The organism is Nocardia yamanashiensis (assembly GCF_021183565.1).
In the GTDB taxonomy this organism is placed as follows: Bacteria; Actinomycetota; Actinomycetes; order Mycobacteriales; family Mycobacteriaceae; genus Nocardia; species Nocardia yamanashiensis.
Genome location: NZ_CP089226.1, coordinates 2843006 through 2859791 on the forward strand (window position 1 = coordinate 2843006; position 16786 = coordinate 2859791).

14 protein-coding genes and 1 pseudogene are annotated in these 16786 nt (G+C 68.6%); 9 read left to right on the forward strand and 6 right to left on the reverse strand.

Going from position 1 to position 16786, the window contains the following annotated elements; genetic code table 11:
• Nucleotides 1-169: 169 nt before the first annotated feature.
• The gene (locus LTV02_RS13795; protein WP_233040390.1) at nt 170-1369 is read left to right on the forward strand and encodes a hypothetical protein; all 1200 of its coding nucleotides are present in this window, start codon (nt 170-172) and stop codon (nt 1367-1369) included.
• Nucleotides 1370-1581: 212 nt separating this feature from the next.
• Here LTV02_RS13795 and LTV02_RS13800 read toward each other — a convergent pair whose 3' ends face one another.
• The 6 genes from LTV02_RS13800 to LTV02_RS13825 all read right to left on the reverse strand — a co-directional run bounded on the left by LTV02_RS13800 (nt 1582) and on the right by LTV02_RS13825 (nt 9538).
• The gene (locus LTV02_RS13800) at nt 1582-4587 is read right to left on the reverse strand and encodes a tetratricopeptide repeat protein (RefSeq protein WP_233040391.1); all 3006 of its coding nucleotides are present in this window, start codon (nt 4585-4587) and stop codon (nt 1582-1584) included.
• 53 nt (nt 4588-4640) lie between these two features.
• Nucleotides 4641-4859, reverse strand: a complete 219-nt coding sequence (locus tag LTV02_RS13805; protein ID WP_233040392.1) for a hypothetical protein — start codon at nt 4857-4859, stop codon at nt 4641-4643.
• Nucleotides 4860-5142: 283 nt separating this feature from the next.
• Nucleotides 5143-6522: a metallophosphoesterase gene (locus tag LTV02_RS13810; RefSeq protein ID WP_233040393.1), complete on the reverse strand. Its 1380-nt coding sequence runs from the start codon at nt 6520-6522 to the stop codon at nt 5143-5145.
• Nucleotides 6523-6745: 223 nt separating this feature from the next.
• On the reverse strand, nt 6746-7126 hold the full coding sequence (locus LTV02_RS13815) for a group I truncated hemoglobin (protein ID WP_233040394.1): 381 nt from the start codon (nt 7124-7126) through the stop codon (nt 6746-6748).
• Between the two features lie 205 nt (nt 7127-7331).
• Nucleotides 7332-7844: a M15 family metallopeptidase gene (locus LTV02_RS13820; protein ID WP_233040395.1), complete on the reverse strand. Its 513-nt coding sequence runs from the start codon at nt 7842-7844 to the stop codon at nt 7332-7334.
• Between the two features lie 17 nt (nt 7845-7861).
• Entirely contained in the window at nt 7862-9538 is a 1677-nt protein-coding gene (locus LTV02_RS13825; protein WP_233040396.1) for a fumarate hydratase, read from the reverse strand.
• Between the two features lie 250 nt (nt 9539-9788).
• Here LTV02_RS13825 and LTV02_RS13830 point away from each other — a divergent pair, with 250 nt between their 5' ends.
• The 8 genes and pseudogenes from LTV02_RS13830 to LTV02_RS13865 all read left to right on the forward strand — a co-directional run bounded on the left by LTV02_RS13830 (nt 9789) and on the right by LTV02_RS13865 (nt 16709).
• Nucleotides 9789-10682 carry a helix-turn-helix domain-containing protein gene (locus tag LTV02_RS13830; protein ID WP_233040397.1) on the forward strand — a complete coding sequence of 298 codons (894 nt, stop codon included), beginning with the start codon at nt 9789-9791 and terminating at the stop codon, nt 10680-10682.
• Nucleotides 10683-10800: 118 nt separating this feature from the next.
• Nucleotides 10801-11283 carry a MarR family winged helix-turn-helix transcriptional regulator gene (locus LTV02_RS13835; protein WP_084534725.1) on the forward strand — a complete coding sequence of 161 codons (483 nt, stop codon included), beginning with the start codon at nt 10801-10803 and terminating at the stop codon, nt 11281-11283.
• A gap of 157 nt (nt 11284-11440) precedes the next feature.
• Complete coding sequence (locus LTV02_RS13840) at nt 11441-12334, forward strand: STAS domain-containing protein (RefSeq protein WP_067709627.1); 894 nt, start codon at nt 11441-11443, stop codon at nt 12332-12334.
• A 13-nt stretch (nt 12335-12347) separates the two neighbouring features.
• Nucleotides 12348-12704 (forward strand): annotated as a pseudogene (locus tag LTV02_RS13845) (STAS domain-containing protein); the annotation flags it as partial.
• A gap of 88 nt (nt 12705-12792) precedes the next feature.
• Nucleotides 12793-13206: an ATP-binding protein gene (locus tag LTV02_RS13850; protein WP_233040398.1), complete on the forward strand. Its 414-nt coding sequence runs from the start codon at nt 12793-12795 to the stop codon at nt 13204-13206.
• Entirely contained in the window at nt 13199-13837 is a 639-nt protein-coding gene (locus LTV02_RS13855) for a SpoIIE family protein phosphatase (RefSeq protein ID WP_067709629.1), read from the forward strand. Before LTV02_RS13850 ends, LTV02_RS13855 begins: the two co-directional genes overlap by 8 nt.
• Complete coding sequence (locus LTV02_RS13860; protein WP_233040399.1) at nt 13834-16167, forward strand: SpoIIE family protein phosphatase; 2334 nt, start codon at nt 13834-13836, stop codon at nt 16165-16167. Before LTV02_RS13855 ends, LTV02_RS13860 begins: the two co-directional genes overlap by 4 nt.
• A gap of 194 nt (nt 16168-16361) precedes the next feature.
• Nucleotides 16362-16709: an STAS domain-containing protein gene (locus LTV02_RS13865; RefSeq protein ID WP_067710110.1), complete on the forward strand. Its 348-nt coding sequence runs from the start codon at nt 16362-16364 to the stop codon at nt 16707-16709.
• Nucleotides 16710-16786: the final 77 nt, after the last annotated feature.

The window sequence follows — 16786 nt, forward strand, 5'->3', positions numbered from 1 at the left end:
GTCGCGCGACGGCACATTCAGCGTGTCGGAGCGCGGCGCGCCGTAAGGATTGGACCATTGGCAAATCAACAGTTTCGCCAATGGCGGTTCATCGACTAAAAATATCTCCCGTGCCACTCCCTACCGGAATCACCTGTCAGCCATCGACGCTCCGCGTGCAGGAGGCCCGATGACGATCGAACAGCCGCGCGAGGACGAGGTCACCCAGCTGGCTCGACGGGTAGAGAAAGCCCGTGGGCGGCTGGCCTACCAATACGATCCCGCTCTCACCGACGCGCTGTCGGAGAACGAGCTCGTCGCGGAGCGCGAGCTAGCCGAGCGCATGCGCGAGCAGGAACGTGCTCAACGCTGGAAGCAGGCCGAGGCGGCGGCCGGTGCTGCCGACCGGGCTCGGCAGACCACCGAAGAAATCGAGAAGGCCGACATTCGCGATTTGCTGCTCGCCCGCAAGGCGATCGCCGCCCAGCGGCGTGAATCCAGCCCGCACGCCAAACTGGCGTCGCTGTACAAACACCGGGCCTGGAGCCAGCGCGCGCTCGCCGGTGTGGTCGCGGCCGGCATGCTCTGGTCCGCGGTCAACGTGCAGCACAATATCGCTCCCGGCGGTCCGAGCGATCCCCTCTACTGGTTCAGCTATCTGCTCGAAGGCATGATCTCGGTCTGCCTCGTGATCATCATGATCGGCACCAACAAGGTCGCCGAATGGGGTGTGATCGACAGCCGCCGCCAGGTCGTGGTCGCCGAGATGGCGCTGCTGAGCCTGACCGTCATCCTCAACACGTATCCGTATCTGCGCGACGGCAGCTGGTACGACGTGGCCGTGCACGCCATCGCCCCGGTGATGATCGGCGTCGCGCTGCTCATCCACAATGCCGCGGCCTCGCGCTACGGTCTCGCCATCGTGCGCGCGACCGACCAGATCCGGGACTTACCGGATCCGGGTGAGCAGATCCGGCGCTCAGTGAACACCATGGTGTCCTGGCCCAGCCGCCCCACGCCGCCCCAGGCACCAGTCCCTACGCCGGCCCTGACGGCGGGCACCGGTGACTCCGAAAAGGCCGTCAAGGACGAACCCGCGGTAGTGGACGCCGACGAACCCATCGTCAAGACCACCCCCAAGGAAACCGTCAAACCCGCCGAAAAAGACACTCGCACTTCGGCGACCGGCAAGTCTCGTCCGTCCGCGGACGACGAGAAGTCACCCCTGGCGGATCTGACCGATCCGGGCCCGCCGCTGAATGTCTACGACACCGGCCAGTTCCGGATCGCGGAAACCCTCGAACAGGAACTCGCCGAACTCCAGGCGGCCCGCCGCCGCGCCCGCGCCGCCTCGCGCTCGCGCAACGGTTCCGGCATCCTCGACGACTGATTCCGGCGAATCCGGCAGGGCGGCAGTAGCACCCGCGCCGCGGTCTCGGTGCCCCGACAGCACCGAGGCCGCGGCGATCCCCTCCGCCACCGCGGCCTCGTGATCGAAACGTTAGGCCCGGTGCCGGTCTCCCGGTCCGTCAGGCGGCGCCGCGGCGGACATCGGTCGTGGTCACGGGCTCGAGCGGGTTTTCCGGACCGGAACCGGAACCCTCATTCCGGGGATTCGGAACGCGGATCGGCAAGCGAGTCCAGAAGGGTCGCGGCCGAATCGGTTTCGGCCATCTCCAGGCGGCGATAGCGCTCGACCGCGCCGCGCAGCGCCGTCACGGCGCCCGCGCGGTCACCCGACGCCGCCCGGCAACGTCCGATGCCGTCCAGCGCGGCGGCATCCCAGAGCACGTTGCCGATCACCCGCGCGAGTTCCAGGGCTTCCTCGTGCAGCGCCAGACCGGCTTCCGGATCGCCCGCCAGGCGCCGCACGGCCCCCAGACGATTCAAGGTCTCGGTGACGCCGGAAAAGTGCCTGAGTTCGCGATAGGAGGCGAGTGCGGCCCGCAGCAGTTCCTCGGCGGCCGCCGCGTCCGCCGGCTGCCGCACCCAGCCCAGGTTCGCGAGCGAATCGGCCACGCCCACCCGGTTTCCGGTGATCCGGTAGGTCTCGAGGGCCTCGGTGATCGCGGCGACGGCGCACTCCGCTTCGCCGGCGCGCGCCCGGACCCGGCCCACGATATTGAGAGCCGACGCCACCCCATCCGAATTGTCCAGCTCCCGGTAGATGGCTTGCGCGCGTTCGGCTTCCGTGAGCGCGCCCTCGTGCCGCCCGCGCACATATTCGCAGTAGGCGAGATTGGCGGAGGTGAACGCCTCCCCGGACCGATTCCCGGCCGCGCGGAACAGGCTCCGGGCTTCCCGCAGCAGTTCGATCCCCGCGAGGTAGTCGCCGTCCAGGTGCTGCGCCCAGGCCAGGGCGCTCACATTGACCGCCGCCGCGCCCGGCTGCCCGAGCGCGCGATTGAGCCGCGCGGCCTCCCGCAGCATGTCGTGGGCGGACCCGCGATCACCGGTCAGCAGCCGGATCCAGGACAAACCGTTGAGCACCACGGCGATTCCCTCCTGATCACCGATCTCGCGCTGCAATGCCAGCGCTTGTTCCAGCGCCTCGGCCGCGCCCGCGTAGTCGCCCTGCAGATGCCGCGCCCAGCCGAGATCGCTCAGCGCCCGGCCTTCTCGATGGCGGTCGCCCAGCGCCCGGTACCGCGCCAGGACGTCGGTGAGCAGCCGTTCCCCCGTGGCGAATTCGCCGTCCAGCAGCCACAGCGCCGCGCGCAGCTGTTCGGCCGCCGCGGTGACTTCGGGTTCGGCCGTGTGGACGGCGAGCGCGTCTCCGAGTAGTTCGGCGACCACCCCGTAGTCGTCGGCCAGGTACGCCACGGCCCCCAGGTCTTTCAGGGCGAACGCCTCCGATCCGCGCGGGTCGATGCTGTCGGCGGCGACCGCCATCCGGCGCTGCACCGCCATCGCGTGCGACCGCCAGTTGCCGTGCAGATACAGTTCGGCGACAAGCGCTTTCGCCATCGCCATCGCCTGGGACAGCGGCCCGGCCGCCGCGGCGTGGCGCAGGCAGGCGAGCATGTTCGCCCGCTCCACGCGCAGCCACGACGACGCCGAGCGGAAGCTGGCGAAGTGCGGCTGCGCGGGGGCCGCGTCCGTCCGCGCCGGCGGGCGCGCGGCTGCCGAGCGCGTCCGGGCGCCCGCACCGGTGTCGGGATGGCTCGCGGTCCCGGTGTGCCGGGTTTGCGTGGCCGCGTGCGCGGTGTGCAGGTAGTAGGCGAGGACCCGGGCGCCCGCGTCGGCCCGCTCGGCCGGATCCGTGAGAAGGCCCTGCGCGTATTCGCGCAGCAGATCGTGCAGCCGGTAGCGGCCGGGTGCGGTCTCGTCGATCAGATGCTCGACGTACAGCTCCTCCAAGGCTTTTCGCGCCTCGTCCACCGTGGTGTCGTCCAGCGCCGCGACGGCGTACCGGTCGAAGTCCGGGCCGGGGTGCGCGCCCAGACGCCGGAACAGGCGGCGGCGGTCGGCGCTCAGCAGTCCGTAGGAGGTGGTGAAGGCGGCGCGCACGGCGCGCGGTCCGGCTTCGAGTTCGGCCAGCCGGTCGTGTGCGCGCCGGAATTCGGCGGCCAGGTCCGCGACGCTCCAGCGCGGGCGATGGGCCAGCCGGCCGGCCAGCAGCACGATCGCCAGCGGGAGATAGCCGCACAGGTGCACGATCTCGGCGGCGCCGGAAGTGTTCTCGGAGGTCGCGGGCCGATCGGCCAAGCGGCAGAACAGCTCCACGGCGGCATCGCGCTCGAGGGGGTCCAGGGTGATCGGGGCGGCGCCGTCGAGGGCGAGCAGCCGGCGGCGGCTGGTGATCAGCGTCAGGCAGCCCTCGGCCGCGGGCAGCAGTTCCTCGATCTGCGCGTGATCGCGCGCGTCGTCCAGGACCAGCAGGATCCGTTTGCCGTTGACCCGGTCGCGCCACAGATCACGGCGCGCGGCAATCGTTTCCGGCAGATTGCGCGGATCCACGCCCACATCGGTGAGCAGCGTGCCGAGCACGTCCGCCGGGTCGGCCGGATCCCGCCCCGGGGTGTGGGCGTTCAGCTCCACGAAATACCGTCCGTCCGGGAACCGGCTCGCCAGCAGATGCGCGGCCCGCGTCACCAGCGCTGTCTTCCCGACCCCCGCCATCCCGTCCACGGTGTGAATGTTCACCACCCGCCGCGCCCCGGCCGCGTCCACGATCCGCCGCAGTTCCGCCTCGCGCCCGACGATGGTCCCCACATCCCGGCGCAGCGCATTGACCACGACCGGCGTGCGCCGCAGCGTCGGTTCCCGCTGCGCCGCACTCCACACCCGCTCCCATTCGACCAGGTCCACCAGCTCCGCCCCCGCGCCGTCGGCCCGCATCCGAGTCAGCTCGAACAACGTCAACAGCACCGGAACCAGCGTGTCGAAGCGCGAGGGCACATTCCGCCCACTGCGCCAATCGCTCACCCGCTGAACGGTTCCCGACCCCCGCTCCCCCATCGGCCGCGCCGCCCGCATCCGCTCCTCGGCGGCCCGCGCCACCCGCTGCAACGTCGGATTCCCCGCCGCCTGGAACAATTCGGTCAACCGTGCCGCGAACACCAACCGAGCCGGAGCCCCCGACTCGGCCTCTACCTCGAACCTCACCCCAAGATCTTCTCCCGAGCGCGCAACCCTGCCCACCCGACCCCGCTGCGACCTCAGTGACCGCCGGGGTGCGCCGCTTCGGCGGGGACGACGACGGCGGGGCGGGGCTGGTCCGGGCTGCCGAAGTGCTGGGCGTAGCCGAGCCAGCCGGTGCCGACGAAGACGGCGAGGAGGACGGCGGTGGGGAGTTCGAGGAGCATCCAGGCGATCGAGTAGGACGGGTCCTGGGGGGTGGGGCGGGTGATGCGAACGGGCGGGCGTTGGTGGCCCATATGGCTGAACCTCGATCGTTGCTGCCTGCCTTGCCTGCCCACCCATGCCTCCATAGCTAGAAATGTGCCACGATCAAGGATGCCGAACCGGCAACACGCGCACAGCGGCGAATGAGCGGACATTGAGATGTCCGGTGCCATCCGGATTTTCGGGTGGTGCGATGTGCGTGGCGGCCGGAGCGTCCGGCGGTGCGGCTACGGCCGGACCGGGTACAAAGTATGCACAAAGTGCGGGGCTACGGGGGCACAATCATCGGACATTCCGGTGGACACGCCCGAAATGTCAGCAACCGGTCAGGCCGGAGAAGTCGCGCGGTACAACGTGATTGCGGTCGGCGCAGCTGCCGAGGGCGTGGTCGGGGTGCAGGCCGAGGTATTGGCTGCGGGTGCGGGTGCTCCAGCGGCGGGCGGCGGCGGAGCGGGTCTTGTAGAAGTTGATCATGTAGCCGCCCTCGTAGACGCGCAGCAGGGTGTAGCCGCCGGGGTATTCCTTGACCGCGGCGACCTCGAGGAATTCCACGTTCACCTGGGAATCGGCGCGGGTCACCCGGTTTCGATGGGTGTGGCCGCTGTGGTGCAGGAACACGCCGGGCGATGCGCGGTAGATCTCGTGCAGCGCGGCGGCATTGGGGCGGTCCAGTACGAATCCGGGTCCGCCCGGATTACTCACGGCCGCATGCCTGGTCACCGGATGATGTCCGAAAACCAATGTCGGACGGTCCGGGTCGGCGGCCAGCAGCTCGCGTAACCGGTCCAGTTGCGCGGCGTCCAGGGTTCCGCCCGAACCCCGCGGGCGGGTGGTGTCCAGGCCGATGAGTCGCATTCCGCCGACGAAGTATTCGACCAGCTGCCGATGCGGGTGGAACACCGCACCGAAGTGGTCGGCCTCGCCCTTGGGCGGCATATCGTGATTTCCCCGGCAGACGAAGTAGTCCCGGCCGTGTACGCCCCACGTATCGAGCTGCGCTCGCACCGCACAGGTCTGCTCCCGCGTCCCGGAATCGGTCAAATCACCTGCCACCACAAGGTGATCCGCGCCCCGGTCCGCTCCGCGTAGCTCGTCCAGCACGGCCTGGAACATGAATTCCGGATAGTGAGCGGTGGCATGCCGCAAGCCCTCCGCCAGCCCCGAAACCAGCAGCCCACTGCTGTCCTCACCGAAGTGCAGGTCATTGGCCAGCGCAAAAGTGCGCAGCAAGCGCCCCGGCGGCGGCGTCAAGGTGCGGAAAACACCCGTGGATTCCGGGGTTCCGGCGCGCCGGGTCACCAGGGTGCGCGCCGACCGCGCCCGGTTCCCATCCGAGTACGCCTCGAACCGGTACTGCCGCCCCGGCTCCAGCCCATCGATCTCGACCCAGTGGAACGGTGTGCGCCGCGCATCGAAATGCCTCACGCGCAGCACCCCGTCGACCGGACCCACCCGCACCTCGGTATCGGCCCCCACCGGCCGCAATCGCCCCGCCCGATTGCGTGTCCGGGTGGTCCAGGTCAAAATCACCGACCGGTCGGTAATCGTCACGACCTCCAGATCGGACGCCACCACCGCATCCCGCCGCACCCGCCCCGGCTCCCCCATCAGCACCGGTCCCGGCACCCGGACCGCCACCGCCGCGGCCCCCGACGCCGCATTGGCCAGCCACATCGTTCGAAGAATCGGGTCCATGGTGGCTCTCCCTCCGCCGTCCGGCCGCCCTCAGAACGCTACGGACCCCAGTTGAACGCCCGCCCGCACCGACATGACCGGTCAGCTTCCGGCACCGGACATTTCACCCCCGGGTGCGACGGCGCCCGATGAACGCGGAGCGGGTTTCCGAGTGCCCCCGGCGCATCCGGAAACCCGCTCGCGAACGCTGGACGATCCCCTCGCACCGCCCAGAGTCGTGTGCTCACACCGCGACGCGGTGCAGCGGTTCTCGCGACACGATGTTTCCCGACAGCGCCGCCACCACGGTGAGGACGCGGGCGCGCATATCGGGGCGGACGCCGGCGGCGTCCAGGGCATCGCCGAGATGTGTTGCGGTGCGCTCGAAGTGGTCGCGGGTGATGCCGCGCGTGTGGTGCACGCGGTGCAGCGGCAAACCCGTGTAGGCGATCGGGCCGCCCAGCACGGCGGCGAAGAACTCGACTTGCAGACGCTTCATCCGCGGCAGGTCGGTGCGGGCGAAATAGGCGGCCAGGTCGGGTTCGGCCAGTACCCGGCGGTAGAAATCGTCGACCACGGCCGTGAGTGCGGGGTGGCCGCCGATCTGGTCGTAGATACTCGTCATCGTCTCCCTCTCGTGCGGGGTACCGGGTGAGACGATCGAAAGGGTGTGTGTCTCAGCCCGATACGGTGACCACGCTAGGGAGAGCGGAGTTCCGGAGGCAGCAGGATGCCCGGTCCGGACGGCATAACACCAGGTCAGCGGGTTGTGCCGGTTTTCCGGACCGGAAGCGGAGCAAGCGGGGGCGTCCGGACCGGACGCCGGAAGGTCAGCGCGCGCTGGCGTCGGGCAGGCGCGCGGGGCAGGGCACGCCCGGGACGGTGGCGAGCTCGAAATGCCACCACTCGTTGTCGAACGTGCGGCACAGCCCCCAGCGGCTGCCGTTGTCCTCGAGCCATTGCGCGCCTTCGCGCGGGCCGACGTCGATGGCCTGGCCGGAGACGTGGGTGGACTCCTCCGGCGGCAGCACCCAGCGGCGGGCGGCATCGGGGCTGCCGTAGGTGCGAATCCCGTCCTCCCACAACCACTGTTGCTGACCGGGCGTCCGGTATCCGGAGGTGATGGAGAGCGTGACGCCCTGCGCCGCGGCCTCGGCGGCGGCGCGATCGTAGGCGGTGGCCAGCAGCGGGTCCAGGCCCTCGGTATCGCCGGAAACGGCGGTGGCCGAGGGCAATTCGCCCGCGCGGGCGGCCGGTGCGGCGTGCGCCGAGGGCAGTACACCGCCGACCAGACCCGCTCCGGCCAGTACGGCTCCCGCAACTACCCGGCGGTGCACCCGCATTCGTCGCCTCCTACGGCTCAGACTCGTTCCTTGGACCGGGTGCGCACGCGCAACGCGATCGGCTTCTGGGTTTCGGCGAAGAAGTCGTTGCCCTTGTCGTCGACGACGATGAACGCCGGGAAGTCCTCGACCTCGATCTTCCACACCGCTTCCATGCCGAGCTCAGGGTATTCCAGAACCTCGACGGATTTGATGCAGTCCAGCGCCAGTCGCGCGGCGGGGCCGCCGATGGAACCGAGATAGAAGCCGCCGTGCTCCTGGCACGCCTTGGTGACCTGGGCGGAACGATTGCCCTTGGCCAGCATGACGTAGGAACCGCCCGCGGCCTGGAACTCGTTCACGTAGGAGTCCATGCGGCCGGCGGTGGTGGGGCCGAAGGAACCGGAGGCGTAACCGTCGGGGGTCTTGGCCGGGCCGGCGTAGTAGACGGCCATATCGCGCATGTACTCGGGCATGGGCTCGCCCGCGTCGAGGCGTTCCTTGATCTTGGCGTGTGCGATGTCGCGGGCCACCACCAGCGGGCCGCTCAGCGAAAGCCGGGTCTTCACCGGGTATTTCGACAGTTCGGCGCGGATCTCGGACATGGGGCGGTTCAGGTCGATGCGGACCACGTCGCCGCCGAGGATCTCGTCGGTCTGTTCCGGCAGGTACTGGGCGGGCTCGCGTTCGAGCTGCTCCAGGAACACGCCCTCGGCGGTGATCTTGGCGCGCGCCTGGCGGTCCGCCGAGCAGGACACGGCGATGGCCACCGGCAGCGAGGCGCCGTGCCGCGGCAGGCGGATCACGCGCACGTCGTGGCAGAAGTACTTGCCGCCGAACTGCGCGCCGATGCCGAACTCCTGGGTCAGCTTGAACACCTGCTCCTCGAGCTCCAGATCGCGGAACCCGTGGGCGGCCATCGAACCCTCGGTGGGCATATTGTCCAGGTAGTGCGCGGAGGCGTACTTCGCCGTCTTCAAAGCGAATTCGGCGCTGGTGCCGCCGATCACGACCGCCAGGTGGTACGGCGGGCAGGCCGCGGTGCCGAGCGAGCGGATCTTCTCGTCCAGGAACTCCAGCAGCCGATCCGGGTTCAGGATCGCCTTGGTCTCCTGGTAGAGGAAGGACTTGTTGGCCGAGCCGCCGCCCTTGGCCATGAACAGGAACTTGTACGCCGGATGGGTGGGATCGCCCGCGTCCGAATACAACTCGACCTGCGCCGGCAGATTGCTCCCGGTGTTCTTCTCGTCCCACATGGTGATGGGCGCCAGCTGCGAGTACCGCAGGTTCAGCTTGGTGTAGGCGTCGAACACGCCGCGCGAAATCCACTCCGCGTCATCGGCTCCGGTGAGCACGCCCTCGGACTTCTTGCCCATCACGATGGCGGTGCCGGTGTCCTGGCACATGGGCAGGATTCCGCCCGCGCTGATGTTGACGTTCTTCAGCAGATCCAGCGCCACGAACCGGTCGTTGCCGCTCGACTCCGGATCGTCGATGATCTTCCGCAGCTGCGCCAGATGCGCCGGCCGCAGGTAATGGCTGATGTCGTGCATCGCCTCCGCGGTCAGCATCCGCAGCACCTCGGGCTCGACCTGCAGGAAGCTCCGCCCACCCGCCTCGAACGTGCTCACACCCTCGGTGGTGAGCAACCGATACGGGGTGTCGTCGACACCGATCGGCAACAGATCCGAGTACAGGAAATCAGGCGCGCTCACGCGAATCGCACTCCTCGAGCAGGGCTGGGGGCTGTCAGCCAACGGTTCAAGCAGAGTGACTCTATCCACCGCCCCCGCCCACCCCGCCCTCACCCCCGCACCGCGTGCCCCCGATCACACCCGTCCTCCCCCACCCCGCAACCACCGCCGCGCCCCCACCCACCCCAACCCCGTATGCAATTGCATTTGCACACACAAAGTTTGCTGAGAACCACACCGAGGTAGCCGAAAAGCGTGTCAAACTCGGCGTGTGGCAGTAGTTCACAACGCCCGGCCCAGCCGCCCGAACCTGACCCGCAGATCCCAGAACATCACCAAGACAAGACCATTGCAGGCGATCCTCGGCGCCACCTTCAGCCGCCTGCGCGTCGCCCGGCACATCACCCAGCAACGCGCCGCCCAGGCCCTGCACTACGACCCGTCCCGCATCAGCAAACTCGAATCCGGCGAATGCCTCTGGAACGAGGACATCGCCGGCGGCCTGCTGAACCTGTACCAGGTAGACCCGGCCGAATCCTCGAAGTACCTCGCCTGGGCCCGCCAGGTCCGCGACCCCTGGTGGCCGGACGCCTGCGACGACGGCGACACCGGCCTGGACGACCTCCTCGACCAAGAACCCATGCGGCGCATCCGCGGTTACGGCCTCACCACCGTCCCGGAGCTGCTGCAGACCGCGGACTACGCCCGCGCGGCACTCGAACTCACCCTCCCGAACGCGCCCGCCGACCAGATCGAGCAGCTGGTCGCCGCCCGGCTGCGCCGCCAAACCGTACTCCGGCGCGCCGAGCCGCCGATCGTCTGGCTGGTCGTGGAGGAGACCGCGCTAAGGCGGCGCATCGGCGGAGAAGCGGTGTGGCACAGGCAGATCGAGCATCTCATCGCATTGCTGGACGAATTGCCATGGTTGCGAGTGCAAATCATCGACGAGGCCGAACAGGGCCCGCTGCTGGCGCACCACGAGTATTCGCTGCTGCGCTTCGTCGACGCCGCCCTGCCGGACCTGGTCTGCGTGCGGGAGCTGACCGGCACCATGTGCTTCGACCTACCCGGCGACACCAAGCGCTATCTGGAGACCTCCGATGCGCCGGCGGCGCGGGCCGCGCCGCCGCGGGAGACGGTCGATCGGCTCAGTGCGCTGCGATGATTCGCTGGTTGCGAACAGGTACAGGTTGCACCTTCAACCGGGGCGGTGTTACCTGTCAGGATGCGTTTGTCTGCGGCGGGGAGGCTTTAGCATGGCATCAGAGACCGGGAGTGGAATCGTGACCGAGACCCGTTGGCTCGATGATGTCGAGATGCGCGCGTGGCTGGGGTATGTGTTCACGCGGGATCTGATCGCGGCGGCGGTGGGGCGGGACTCTCTGCGGGAGTCCAATTTGACGTATGTGGAGTACACGGTGCTGGCGCGACTGGCGGACGCACCGGATCATCGGCGGAGTTTCGCGGAATTGGCGGGGGTGCTGGAGTGGTCGCAGAGCCGGCTTTCGCATCAGATCACCCGGATGGAGAAACGCGGACTGGTTGCCAGGGAGTCGATTCCCGATGACGCGCGGCGGACCGCGGCGGTGCTGACGGCCAAGGGGGCGCAGGTGCTCGACGGGGCGGCGCCGTCGCATGTGGACAGTGTGCGGCGTCACATGGTGGACGTACTCGACCGAGGTCAGCTGGCCGCTCTGGCCGATATCTACGACACGCTGCTGGCCCATCATCGAAGACCGGCGACCGGGAACGATCATTCTTCCTAGCGAGATACTCGCTGTTTGGTTTGGCACACACCGGGTACTGGGTAAGACTAGGCTCGGCACCGGCTTCCGACGGCGGTCGGCACCGAGCGCACGGCCGGCAACCCGGCCACCGTTGTGAGCATCCGACCTGGCCTTAGCGAAAGGGGCAGGAATTTCCATGTCCGACGTGTCCATCGGCCTCTCGCCGGATTCACTGCCGGCGAGTTCCGTCGAGAATCTGCTTCCGCAGCTGGTCGAGCACCTGCGGCAGAACCGCACCGAACTGCGTGAAGAGTGGGCGCGTCGCATTACCGATGCCCAGCTGTTGACCGCCATGACCCCGGAGGAAATCTTCTCCGAAGCCACCTCGGTCTACGACAACTACGTCGAGGTACTCGAGACCGGTAGCGTCGAAGCCCTGCAGGCCTACGCGCGCGACCTGTCCGAGCGCATCATTCCGCGAGGCGTCGAGACGGACGAAGTCGTCGGCATCGTGCTGCTGCTGCGAGATGTGCTGGCGCGCAGCTTGTTCGAGAAGTACCAATCGGACTTCGAATTGCTCAAGCGAGTGCTGGACGCCTACGAGCCGGCCGCCAACCGCATCGCCAATACCGTGGCCGTGTCCTTCGTGCAGGAACGCGAACGCGTCATCCGCCAGCAGCAGGAAGCCATTCGCGAACTCTCCACCCCCGTGCTCCAGGTCCGCGAACAGCTGCTCATCCTCCCCATCATCGGCGTGCTGGACTCGCAACGCGCCCGCCAGCTCACCGAACAGCTGCTACGCGCCATCCGCGCCAACCGCGCCAAGGTCGTCGTCATCGACATCACCGGTGTGCCCGCCATCGACTCCACGGTGGCCAACCACCTGGTGCAGACCGTGGACGCTTCCGGCCTGATGGGCGCCAACGTCATCATCACCGGCCTGTCCTCGGAGATCGCCCTCACCCTGGTCACCATCGGTCTCGACCTGTCCAAGATGAACGCGGTCGGCGACCTGCAGGGTGGTATCGAAGAAGCGGAGCGGCTGCTCGGTTACGAGGTTTCTCGTGTGACCGATCGCGACGGACGGTAACCGGGGCTCCCCCATGCCGGTACCCATTCTGAAACAGGGCACCTATCTCATCGCGTCGGTGCAGAGCGCACTCACCGACGCCGATACCGAACGCTTGCAGGACGACTTGATGAAGTACGTCAGCAAGTATCGAGCACAGGGCATCATCGTCGATGTCACCGCAATCGACGTAATGGACTCCTTCGCAGCCAGATCGCTGCGTACCATCGCCCACATGACCAAGCTGCGCGGCGCGGAAACGGTCATTGTCGGGCTGCAGCCCGAAGTCGCTTTCGCCATGGTGCAATTGGGCTTGACCTTCGAGGGCATGCACACCGCGCTCGACCTCGAGGAAGGGCTCGCCTGGCTGAACACCAAGGTGGCCAGCCGAACTCAGCCGGTGAGCGCGCGGGCGCAACAGCAGGCCAACCGCTCGCAGCAGCAGATGAGCAACCGCTCGCAACAAGACGGTCGTGATCGTGGCCGCTGAAAACGTGGTGATCGCGGTAAAGGTGTCCAATGACATCGTCACCGCTCGGCAAGCGGGACTGGAGCTGGCAAGCAGGCTCGGGTTCTCGCTCTCCGATCGCACCATGATCGCCACCGCTATCTCGGAGGTGGCGCGCAACATCACCAGTTACGCCGGTACCGGGGAGATCCGGCTCACCGTGCAGGATCGCGAAGGCCGCCGGTCCATGGTGGTCCAGGCCTCCGATCAGGGCCCGGGCATTCTCGATATCGACCGCGCCATGGAGGACGGCTATTCCACCGGACGCGGTCTGGGCCTGGGTCTTCCGGGCGCGCGCCGCCTGATGGACGGCATGCTCATCACCTCCGATCCGGGCCAGGGCACCCTCGTCGAAATGTGGAAGTGGGTGCCCAGCGGTGCGTGAGGACGGGTTCATCGGCGCGATCGAATGGGCTGTCGCGGGACGCGCACTACCCGGGCAGCGGGTGTCCGGGGACCGATCCGTGGTACTCGATGCCGGTGGCGGCTCGGTGCTTTTCGCGGTGCTGGACGGGCTCGGGCACGGAGCGGCCGCCGCCGATGCCTCCGATCGCGCCGCGCAGGTGCTGGCGGAGAACCGCGCCGAACCCCTGGACGTATTGATGCTGCTGTGCCATCGCGCCATGTCCGACACCCGCGGCGCGGCGGTCTCCCTCGCCGTGTTCGACACCAGTGACAAAGTGACCTGGCTGGGTGTCGGCAATGTCGAATCCCGCATCGTGGCAGCGGCTCCCGGCAAACCCGCCGTGCGCGCCACCGCTCTGCTGACCGGCGGCATCGTCGGCTATCTGCTGCCGCCGAATCTGCAACCGCAGACGGTGGCGGTGCGGCCGGGCGATCTGCTGCTCATGTCCACCGACGGGATCACCACCGATTACGCGGACGGAATCGATTTGGGGAAGCCGACTTCCGAACTGACCGCCGGGATTCTGGCGCGCCACGCCAAGGACACCGATGACGCGCTGGTGCTGGCCGCGCGGCATCGCGGACACACCGGGCCGAAGAGCCGCACATGAGTACGGTGCTGGCGGCATTCCGCGAGGCGTACACGAGTGCGCTGCGTTTGCACCTGCGGGCGCCGAATCAGAACACCCTGGCCGAGGGGTACGAACTCGGGCGACGGGCGCTGGTCGAGGGGGTGAGCATTCTCGACCTGACCGAGCATCACTTCCGGATTCTGGAGCAGGAGGGGCTGCTGCCCGGACCGGACACGACCGACCGGTCGGAAGCCGCGCTGGAGTTCCTGCTGCAGACCATGGCCGCGCTCGACGTCGCCACCCGCGGCTTCCTCGACGGCACCCGGCGCTACGAGCAGGAGCGTTCGCGCGCAGACGATCTCGCCGGGCGCGATGCCTTCCGCACGGCGCTGGTGGAGTCGTTGCAGGACGGGTTCTTCGTGGTGGACGCGCAGGGCACGCTGATCGAGGTGAACTCGGCGTTCGGCGCGCTCACCGGATACGGCCCCGACGATGCGCCGTATCCACTCCCCCATCCCTGGACCATTCCCGAATCGCCGCGCTATCCCGATCTCGGCACCGATGCCGCGCGGTTCGTCATGCCCATCCGCCATCGCGACGGCCGGCAGCTGTGGCTGGCGGTCAGCACCAGTTCGCTGGTGAAACCCGAGAACGGCGAACGGATCTTCGTCGGCACGCTGCGGGACGTCACCGCCGAGCACGATGCCCAGGCGCGCGACCAAGCGGTCTCTCGCCTCGCCACCGCGGTGGGCGCGGCCACCAGCGTGGTCGAGGTGCTCACGGTCGGGCTGGAGGAATTGCGCCGGGCGGTCGGGGCGGAATCGGCCGTGGTCTCGGTGTGGCCCAACCGGCACACCGGGCCGGAACTGTATGTGTCCGAGGATGTTCCGCCGGTCGCCGAGTACGGGCCGCGCAATGCGGCGTGGGCGGGCGGCACCCGTGAGGACGAATCCGGCCATGCCAACGGCACCCGGCCGAGTGTGAACCCGCCCGACGGCCGGGAATCGCGGCAGGTCCTCGACGCGCGAGCGCGCGCACTGCTGGACCGCGCCCGATTGCGGCCGGGCCGAACCCTGTTCGCGATTCCGGAGGGCTCGTCCAGCTCGGAGGGCATCGTCGCGCCGCTGGGCGAAATGGCGGATTCGGCGCTGTGGCTGCGGTTCCCGGCGCCCCGGGTGATCACGCCCGGCGATTGGGCGCTGTTCTCGTTGCTGATCGGGCACCTGAGCCTGGCCGTGCAGCGCGCCCGTAACTTCGATCAGGCCCGCTCCACCTCGCTCACCCTGCAACGCGCCATGCTCGGCCCCATCGAACTGCCGCCGCGCTTCTCGGTGCATTACGAACCGGCCTTGCCGCCCTTGGAGATCGGCGGCGACTGGTACGACGTGGTGCGGCTCGAGGACGGCACCATCGGCGTGGTGGTCGGCGATTGCGTCGGCCGTGGCCTGTCCGCGGCCGTCGTCATGGGCCAATTGCGCACCGCCGCACGGGCTCTGCTGCTGCGCGGCGCGGGCCCGGCCCAGCTGCTCGCCGAACTCGACACGGTCGCGGGCCGCATTCCGGGCGCCATGTGCACGACGGTGTGCGCGGCCATCCTGGACCCGGTGCGCGGGCTCGTGCGCTATTCCAGCGCCGGTCACATGCCGCCCGTGCTGGCCGAACCCGGTACGCGCGGAAGGCTTCTGGAAGGCGGCCGCGCCGTCCCGCTCGCCACTTTCGATCCGGCGCGGCGGCCGGAGGCGACCACCGCCATGGCCCCCGGCTCCACGCTGGTGCTGTTCACCGACGGCCTGGTCGAGCAGCGCGGGGTCGATATCGACGACCGCTTCACCGAGCTGGCGCACGAATTGACCGATGCCGCCGGGTTGTTGCCGCGCGAGGTCGCCGACGCCGTGCTCTCGCGACTGCGCCCCACCGGCGGCTACGACGACGACGTGGCCATGGTGGTGTACCGGCAGCCGCCCAAACCGCTGCACCTGGATCTGCCCGCCGCCGCACACGAATTGTCCGGTATCCGTAGGGCGCTCAAGTCCTGGCTGGCCGCGGCGGCCATTCCCGCCGATGTCGCCACGGATCTCATCGCGGCCGCCAACGAAGCGGTCAGCAACAGCATCGAACACGCCTACCGGGACGGCGAACCCGGCCGGGTGGAGCTGATCGCCGAATCGGGCATCGACACCGTCACCCTGGTGGTCACCGATACCGGCAATTGGCGTCCGCTGCCCGCCGATCCGGGACACCGGGGGCGCGGGATCGCCATGATGCGCGCGCTCACCGACCAATTGGATATCGATCACACCGGACCGGGCACGCGGGTCCGCATGCTCTTGAAACTCCCGGCGGTCGCTTTCTCCGCCGGGCGTGTCTGACGACACGAAGGCACAAAAGAGACATCGCCGACGTGTCCGTTACGGAAACTACGCGGTAACCGGGCTTTTCGCGCAACCGCCCAGTTTCTCGTCGACCGTAAAGTGGTAGAGGATGCAGCACGAACGGACGGATCATGGCAGATTGTTCTAACGTGACGAACGCAACCGGAGACGGATACCCCATGGGCGACACAATGACCACTGCGGTCTCCGACGCCGGCGACGAAGGCGTCCAGGTGCTCACCGTGACCGGTGAGGTCGATCTGGCCACCGCGCCGGCGCTCGAGAACGCGATCGATTCGATTCTGGGCGGCAAGCCGCGCGGCCTCGTCATCGACCTGTCCGATGTCGGCTTCCTCGCCTCGGCGGGGATGGCGGTGCTGGTGGCGGCGCATCAGCGGGCCGGGTCCACCCGGATCGCGGTGGTCGCCGACGGCCCGGCCACCAGCCGGCAACTCAAGATGACCAGCCTCGATCAGGTGTTCGCGCTGCACACCACCCTGGGTGACGCGCTGACCTCCCTGCGCGGGCAGCAGAACTGAGGCGACGCCGGGCGTGCGCGCCCGGGCAGCCGAAACGAAACGGTCCCGGCCCCAACGTAATTCGTGGGGCCGGGACC

What these genes read in the sequence shown, in the direction of transcription:
- LTV02_RS13815 (WP_233040394.1), bottom strand. Translation starts at nt 7,126, where the DNA reads ATGACGAGTATCTACGACCAGATCGGCGGCCACCCCGCACTCACGGCC.
- LTV02_RS13840 (WP_067709627.1), top strand. Translation starts at nt 11,441, where the DNA reads ATGTCCGACGTGTCCATCGGCCTCTCGCCGGATTCACTGCCGGCGAGT.
- LTV02_RS13860 (WP_233040399.1), top strand. Translation starts at nt 13,834, where the DNA reads ATGAGTACGGTGCTGGCGGCATTCCGCGAGGCGTACACGAGTGCGCTG.
- LTV02_RS13795 (WP_233040390.1), top strand. Translation starts at nt 170, where the DNA reads ATGACGATCGAACAGCCGCGCGAGGACGAGGTCACCCAGCTGGCTCGA.
- LTV02_RS13805 (WP_233040392.1), bottom strand. Translation starts at nt 4,859, where the DNA reads ATGGGCCACCAACGCCCGCCCGTTCGCATCACCCGCCCCACCCCCCAG.
- LTV02_RS13810 (WP_233040393.1), bottom strand. Translation starts at nt 6,522, where the DNA reads ATGGACCCGATTCTTCGAACGATGTGGCTGGCCAATGCGGCGTCGGGG.
- LTV02_RS13820 (WP_233040395.1), bottom strand. Translation starts at nt 7,844, where the DNA reads ATGCGGGTGCACCGCCGGGTAGTTGCGGGAGCCGTACTGGCCGGAGCG.
- LTV02_RS13865 (WP_067710110.1), top strand. Translation starts at nt 16,362, where the DNA reads ATGACCACTGCGGTCTCCGACGCCGGCGACGAAGGCGTCCAGGTGCTC.